Origin of the sequence: Exiguobacterium profundum (assembly GCF_001909285.1) — a bacterium.
GTDB classification, from domain to species: Bacteria; Bacillota; Bacilli; order Exiguobacteriales; family Exiguobacteriaceae; genus Exiguobacterium; species Exiguobacterium profundum.
This window is the reverse complement of record NZ_MRSV01000001.1, coordinates 462,036-467,814: the sequence shown is the minus strand read 5'-3', so window position 1 is coordinate 467,814 and position 5,779 is coordinate 462,036. Positions and strand designations below refer to the sequence as shown.

General features: G+C 45.6%; 7 protein-coding genes, 2 tRNA genes and 1 other RNA gene (1 of these 10 running past the window's edge). 2 read left to right on the top strand and 8 right to left on the bottom strand.

Going from position 1 to position 5,779, the window contains the following annotated elements; translation table 11 throughout:
• Positions 1–291 precede the first annotated feature (291 nt).
• From BBB58_RS02490 to tadA, 6 genes are all read right to left on the bottom strand, one after another.
• Positions 292–516, bottom strand: coding sequence for a YaaL family protein (locus tag BBB58_RS02490; protein ID WP_031424056.1), 225 nt, complete (start codon positions 514–516; stop codon positions 292–294).
• Positions 513–1,112, bottom strand: coding sequence for a recombination mediator RecR (gene recR, locus BBB58_RS02485; RefSeq protein WP_012727753.1), 600 nt, complete (start codon positions 1,110–1,112; stop codon positions 513–515). The genes BBB58_RS02490 and recR overlap by 4 nt, the downstream gene beginning before the upstream one ends.
• A 22-nt stretch (positions 1,113–1,134) precedes the next feature.
• Positions 1,135–1,452: a YbaB/EbfC family nucleoid-associated protein gene (locus tag BBB58_RS02480; RefSeq protein WP_074035281.1), complete on the bottom strand. Its 318-nt coding sequence runs from the start codon at positions 1,450–1,452 to the stop codon at positions 1,135–1,137.
• Between the two features lie 14 nt (positions 1,453–1,466).
• A complete protein-coding gene (gene dnaX, locus BBB58_RS02475; RefSeq protein ID WP_074035280.1) occupies positions 1,467–3,143 on the bottom strand; it encodes a DNA polymerase III subunit gamma/tau in 1,677 nt (558 codons plus the stop codon).
• Positions 3,144–3,237: 94 nt separating this feature from the next.
• Positions 3,238–3,505: signal recognition particle sRNA large type (gene ffs, locus BBB58_RS02470), an RNA gene on the bottom strand.
• A gap of 53 nt (positions 3,506–3,558) precedes the next feature.
• The gene (gene tadA, locus BBB58_RS02465; protein ID WP_074035279.1) at positions 3,559–4,059 is read right to left on the bottom strand and encodes a tRNA adenosine(34) deaminase TadA; all 501 of its coding nucleotides are present in this window, start codon (positions 4,057–4,059) and stop codon (positions 3,559–3,561) included.
• A 121-nt stretch (positions 4,060–4,180) separates the two neighbouring features.
• Here tadA and BBB58_RS02460 point away from each other — a divergent pair, with 121 nt between their 5' ends.
• Positions 4,181–4,816, top strand: coding sequence for a deoxynucleoside kinase (locus BBB58_RS02460; RefSeq protein WP_074035278.1), 636 nt, complete (start codon positions 4,181–4,183; stop codon positions 4,814–4,816).
• A complete protein-coding gene (locus tag BBB58_RS02455; RefSeq protein WP_074035276.1) occupies positions 4,813–5,484 on the top strand; it encodes a deoxynucleoside kinase in 672 nt (223 codons plus the stop codon). Before BBB58_RS02460 ends, BBB58_RS02455 begins: the two co-directional genes overlap by 4 nt.
• A gap of 120 nt (positions 5,485–5,604) precedes the next feature.
• Here the strand turns inward: BBB58_RS02455 and BBB58_RS02450 are convergent.
• Both BBB58_RS02450 and BBB58_RS15115 read right to left on the bottom strand, forming a co-directional pair.
• Positions 5,605–5,694: transfer RNA gene (locus tag BBB58_RS02450), tRNA-Ser, on the bottom strand.
• A gap of 29 nt (positions 5,695–5,723) precedes the next feature.
• Positions 5,724–5,779, bottom strand: a tRNA-Ser gene (locus BBB58_RS15115) (it continues 76 nt past the right edge of the window).

Below are 5,779 nucleotides of genomic sequence, written 5' to 3'. Positions count from 1 at the left end.
CTTATTTTTGCCTCATCGTTCAGTTTTCAAAGTTCGTCTGCCGCTCTTGGCGACTTAAATATCTTACCAAATGGAGAACAAAAGGTCAACCACTTTTTAAAAATATTTTTTGTTTTCTTCGTCGCTTATCTCGGCGACGTCTATTAATATATCAGTAAAATAATAACCACGCAACCCTTTTTTTTAAAAAGATTAGAGAAATATATAAAAACTTCATTTGTTCAACCAAAACGATTTTTTTTTTTTTTTATATAGGACTAAAAATAAAGAAGGCGCGCCATTGGCGTCGCCTTAAGAACGAAGAGACGATAACGAAACATTTCGCTTCTTTGCTTCTTTCAAATAGAAGAAGTAGAGAGCTTCCGCTTGCTTCACTTGAGCAGCTAGCTCTCCCGTGTCCTCTATGCTGACTTCAAGAATCCGACGTTTCGATTCAAACTTAGCCTTAGCTTCTAGCAACTCAGTCAGTAGTCGTTGATCATAATCATCTCTTAACGACTTACGAAACCATTTCATAGTTCTCTTCTACCTTCCATCGCCCGAGATAATGTCACTTCATCCGCATACTCCAAATCTCCACCGACTGGTAAACCATGGGCAAGACGCGTCACGCGAATTCCCGTCGGTTTGAGTAGTCTCGATAAATACATCGAAGTCGCTTCCCCTTCAATGTTCGGGTTGGTCGCTAAAATCACTTCTTGAATCGACTCGTTCTCTTGTAAACGTGTCAGCAAACTTGAAACATTAATATCCTCTGGACCAATCCCTTCCATTGGACTAATGGCTCCATGAAGAACATGATACTTCCCTCTGTACTCCCGCATCTTCTCCATAGCAATCACGTCTCTTGAGTCTTGAACCACACAAACCACCGTTTCATCCCGATGTGAGTCTTTGCAGATTGCACACGGATCAATATCTGTGATGTGGCCACACACGGTACAATACTTTATGTCACGCTTCGCACTCACGAGAGATTTCGCGAACGTCAACACATCGTCTTCTTCCATATCTAATACATGGAATGCTAAACGTACCGCAGTTTTCGGTCCAATCCCAGGTAACTTCGTAAAACTCTCAATCAATCGTCCAATGGCTTCAGGGTATTGCAACTCGCATCGATCCTTTCTTCACTTAAAAGCCTGGGAGGTTCATCCCTTGTGTGAAACGTCCCATCTTATCATTCACAAGCTGATCCGCTTGTTTCATTGCATCATTGATTGCTGCTAAGACGAGATCTTGTAACATATCCACATCGTCCGGATCGACAACGTCTTCAGCAATAATGACGTCTAAAACTTCTTTATGACCGCTGACGACAACTTTCACCATGCCGCCTCCCGCTGTTCCTTCAACCGATAACTCTTTTAATTCCTCTTGAGCTTTCGCCATATCTTTTTGTTTCTTTTGCATCTGTTTCATCATGTTGTTCATGTTTCCCATTCCACGCATTCAGAGCGCCTCCCTTATGTTTCTTCGATTTCAACGACATCGCCAAAACGTTCCATCGCCTGCGCAACTAGCGGATCCTCGGTTTCCGGCTCTTCGACTTGTTCCGTTCGTTCTGCTTGTTTTTGAAGGATGAACTCATTTTTTAGTTCATTCCAATCCGTCTCAAGCACCGCCATGATTTCGCGACGAATCCCCGTCACTTCGAATAACGCCTGTTCAATCACATCGCGCGTACGACCATTTGAACTCACTTGTTCATAGTGCCATGTCATTCCATCTTTAAATTGTACCAGTAAGGTGTCACTTGCACAAAGGACAGCTTCACTTTCATAGAAGAGAGCGAAAATCGGACCATCTTGTATCCGAATATTCGTCATGATATCTCCCCAGCTGTCGCGAATCGCATTCAAATGCTGCCGTTCGGCCCGTTGCAAGAGTTGGCGAATCCGTTCTTTAGGCACCCGGATTTGTGTCCGTTTCGGAGCAGGCTTCGGCTTTTCTGCTTCTCCACCTGTCACGACAACACCATTCTTCTTCACTTCATTTAATTCACGGCTCAGTTCACGCACTTGATCTTGTAGTTGTGTCATTTGCTCACTAATTGTACGGCCTTGTTCCGCGATCCGGATGAATGTTAACTCCACCAACACTTTCGGATGGTTAGATAACCTCATCTGCTGTTGGCAATCATTGAGCTCTTCAATCACTTGGAACAATTCATCCGTTGAAGTCGCTTCGACGAACTGACGAAACTCGTCAGTCGGACGAGCACGTTCCAATAAGTCAGCTGCTTGTGGAGATGCTTTCAAGAGTAACGCATCCCGATGAACGAACACTAAATCTTCGATGAAACGTTTCAAGTCCTTCCCTTCACGTAACATCAATTCAAGCGTACTCAAAATGGCATTTAATTCTTTCCGTTGGAGACCATACGCCATGTCGAGCAATGTTTCATCCGTCACGGCACCCGTGACTTCTAACACTGCTTCTTCCGTCAACCGCTCATCACTGAATGCGAGCGCCTGATCGAGTAAGCTGAGGGCATCTCGCATCCCGCCATCGGCAGCACGAGCGATGAGTTTCAATGCTTCCGGGTCATAGTCATGGTCTTGGTCGTTCAAAATATAGGCCATCCGCGTTTGTAATTGACTCACTTCATGTCGTTTGACATCAAATCGCTGACAGCGGGAAATGATCGTGGCCGGAATTTTATGTGGTTCTGTCGTGGCCAAGATGAATATCGCATGTGCCGGTGGTTCCTCAAGCGTCTTTAACAACGCGTTGAATGCACCGGTCGATAACATATGCACTTCATCAATGATGTATACTTTGTAACGCCCTTGGGACGGCGGATATTTGACTTTGTCTCGAATCTCCCGAATTTCGTCAACCCCGTTGTTCGATGCGGCATCAATTTCAAACACGTCGGGACTCGTCCCTTCCGTGATGGCGATACACGTCGGACAGGTGTTACATGGTTCACGTGTCGGCGCGCTTTCACAGTTGATTGCCTTGGCAATGATTTTCGCCAAACTCGTCTTCCCCGTTCCACGTGGGCCGGAAAATAGGTACGCATGTGACATCCGCTCCTCTAACAGAGCATTTTGAATCGTACGTGTGATATGGACTTGACCGACGACCTCTTGAAACGATTGAGGTCTATATACACGATATAACGCTTGATACGCCATGAGTTCGCCTCCTTCCCTACTGTTCTTCTCTATCTCATCATACAAAAAAATCTACAGCCCGGGGGCCATAGATTGAAGTTATAAAATAAATCTGCCGCGCACCGATTTCTGAAAGCACGTCAACATGCGTTACTCATGCAGTTTGCTCAGCCCAAGCACCCCTGCGGCACACGGTACGTCACCACTTAAGGCTGCTTCCTTCCGGACCTGACCTGGTTCATGGGTGACCGTTGCGCAGGACTCAGACGTCAACGCCACTTACATAAGGCAGACCACACCAGCGCACTCCCTCGAATCGGGATTCAGTCTCGCTACAGCGGATTGCGAGTGACAGGGCACCGCTACCTCCCCACCTAGCACGGCAAATGGGTAAATGAAATTAGGCACTACCTCGAGTGCTATTACATTATACTGTTTAATCGATTGGGTTGCAACCTCTCTGATTGAGTCGTTCTTGTTTCTTCCTTTCTCGAAGCGCTCGGAAGAAATCTGTCAGGAGCTGTCCACATTCTTCTGCTAAAACATTTTCTGTCACTTCGGCTTGGTGATTGAACCGCTCATCCTGCACCAAGTTCATCAACGTCCCACAACATCCACCTTTCGGGTCGTGGGCACCGAAAATGACACGTTTCACGCGAGACAACACGATTGCGCCCGCACACATCGGACACGGTTCAAGGGTAACGTATAGTTCGCAGTCTTCTAATCGCCAATTCCCTAGTGTCTCATTGGCCGTTTCAATCGCAATCAGCTCGGCGTGTGCTGCCGCCAATCGATCCGTCTCACGACGATTGTGCCCGGTTGCGATCACCTGGTCTCCCTTCACGATCACACAACCAATCGGCACCTCGCCAATGGCTTCTGCTTTCTTTGCTTCTTCGATGGCCAACTGCATAAATCGCTCATCACGTTCCATCGATTCACCTCATTTCTTATTTAAAAATATGAAAAAAAATGAAAATCAAATCCCTCGCCATATCGCTCGTATTGTGTGCTAGAATGGAACTTGCACTTTGGATAATGGAGGATGACATCATATGTTTATAACGGTAGAAGGACCGATTGGTGTCGGGAAAACATCACTGGCCCATATCATCAGTCAGCATTTCTCGATGCAGATGCTGAATGAAATTGTAGAAGAGAACCCATTTCTCGGCAAGTTTTATGAAGATATCGAAGAATGGAGTTTCCAAACGGAAATGTTCTTCTTGTGCAATCGATTCAAGCAGTTGGATGATATTCACAAACACCACTTGAGTCAGCAACAATCCGTCGTTTCGGACTATCATATTTTCAAAAACTTGATTTTTGCTCACCGTTCGCTGAAACCGGCACACTTGAACAAGTACGAGCAGATTTATAAGATTTTGACACATGATATGCCGAAACCTGATGTCGTCATTTACTTACATGCCAGCATTGAGACATTAATAAAACGAGTCGCCTTGCGTGGACGTGAAGTGGAAGAGAATATGTCTCGTGATTACCTCGAACAACTTGCTCACGACTATGAGACGTTTGTTGAATCGTATCGCGCGGCCCATCCAGAAGTGAAGATTCTCTCGTTCAGTGGGGATGAACTCGACTTTGTACACAATCCGGACGACTTGACTCATGTCCTAAAAACGATTGAGCGTGAATTAGAATTAACTAAAGGAGCCCAAATAAAATGAAGCTGATTGATAAATATAACATCCCGAACGATACAATCATTACAATCGGGGGAATGGTCGGGATCGGGAAATCAACGATCACCAATTCATTAGCCGATGCATTGAATTTCCGAACGTCTCTCGAAAAAGTAGATACCAACCCCTACCTCGATAAATTCTATCATGATTTCGAACGTTGGAGCTTCCATCTTCAAATTTACTTCTTGGCAGAACGTTTTAAAGAACAGAAGAAAATCTTCCAATACGGTGGCGGCTTCATCCAAGATCGTTCAATCTATGAAGATACAGGCATCTTCGCCAAGATGCACTATGAAAAAGGGACGATGTCACCAACAGACTACGAAACGTATTCTAGTTTGTTCGAGGCAATGGTTTTGACACCGTTCTTCCCGCACCCGGATCTATTAATCTATCTTGAAGGTTCGTTCGAACAAGTACTCGAACGCATTCAGATGCGCGGTCGCGAGATGGAACAGCAAACACCAATCGCTTATTGGGAAGAGATGTACACCCGCTACACAGAATGGATCAACAACTTCAACCTGTGCCCGGTATTGCGTCTCTCGATCGAAGAGTATGACCTCATCAACGACCCAGATTCAGTCGAACTCATTCTTGAGAAAATTGAAAAGCAACTCACGATTGCACGCGAAGCAAAAGTGAGATAATCAATAGAAGGATTGCGCCAACGAAAGCGTAATCCTTCTTTTTGTGCATAAAAAAATCCACAGCGCTTATGACTGTGGATACAAAAAATGCATCTGCCTCTGCAGATGCCCGATTGAAAGCGGAGTTGGTGGGATTCGAACCCACGCGAGCCTTGCGACTCCTAACGGATTTCGAGTCCGTCCCCTTCAGCCGGACTTGGGTACAACTCCAGGCCTAAAAAAGAGTAAAAAAAAGAAAGTGGAGGAGGTGGTGGGATTCGAACCCACGCAGGCTGTTACACCCCTGACGGTTTTC

What these genes read in the sequence shown, in the direction of transcription:
- BBB58_RS02490 (WP_031424056.1), bottom strand. Translation starts at nt 516, where the DNA reads ATGAAATGGTTTCGTAAGTCGTTAAGAGATGATTATGATCAACGACTA.
- BBB58_RS02480 (WP_074035281.1), bottom strand. Translation starts at nt 1,452, where the DNA reads ATGCGTGGAATGGGAAACATGAACAACATGATGAAACAGATGCAAAAG.
- dnaX (WP_074035280.1), bottom strand. Translation starts at nt 3,143, where the DNA reads ATGGCGTATCAAGCGTTATATCGTGTATATAGACCTCAATCGTTTCAA.
- tadA (WP_074035279.1), bottom strand. Translation starts at nt 4,059, where the DNA reads ATGGAACGTGATGAGCGATTTATGCAGTTGGCCATCGAAGAAGCAAAG.
- BBB58_RS02460 (WP_074035278.1), top strand. Translation starts at nt 4,181, where the DNA reads ATGTTTATAACGGTAGAAGGACCGATTGGTGTCGGGAAAACATCACTG.
- BBB58_RS02455 (WP_074035276.1), top strand. Translation starts at nt 4,813, where the DNA reads ATGAAGCTGATTGATAAATATAACATCCCGAACGATACAATCATTACA.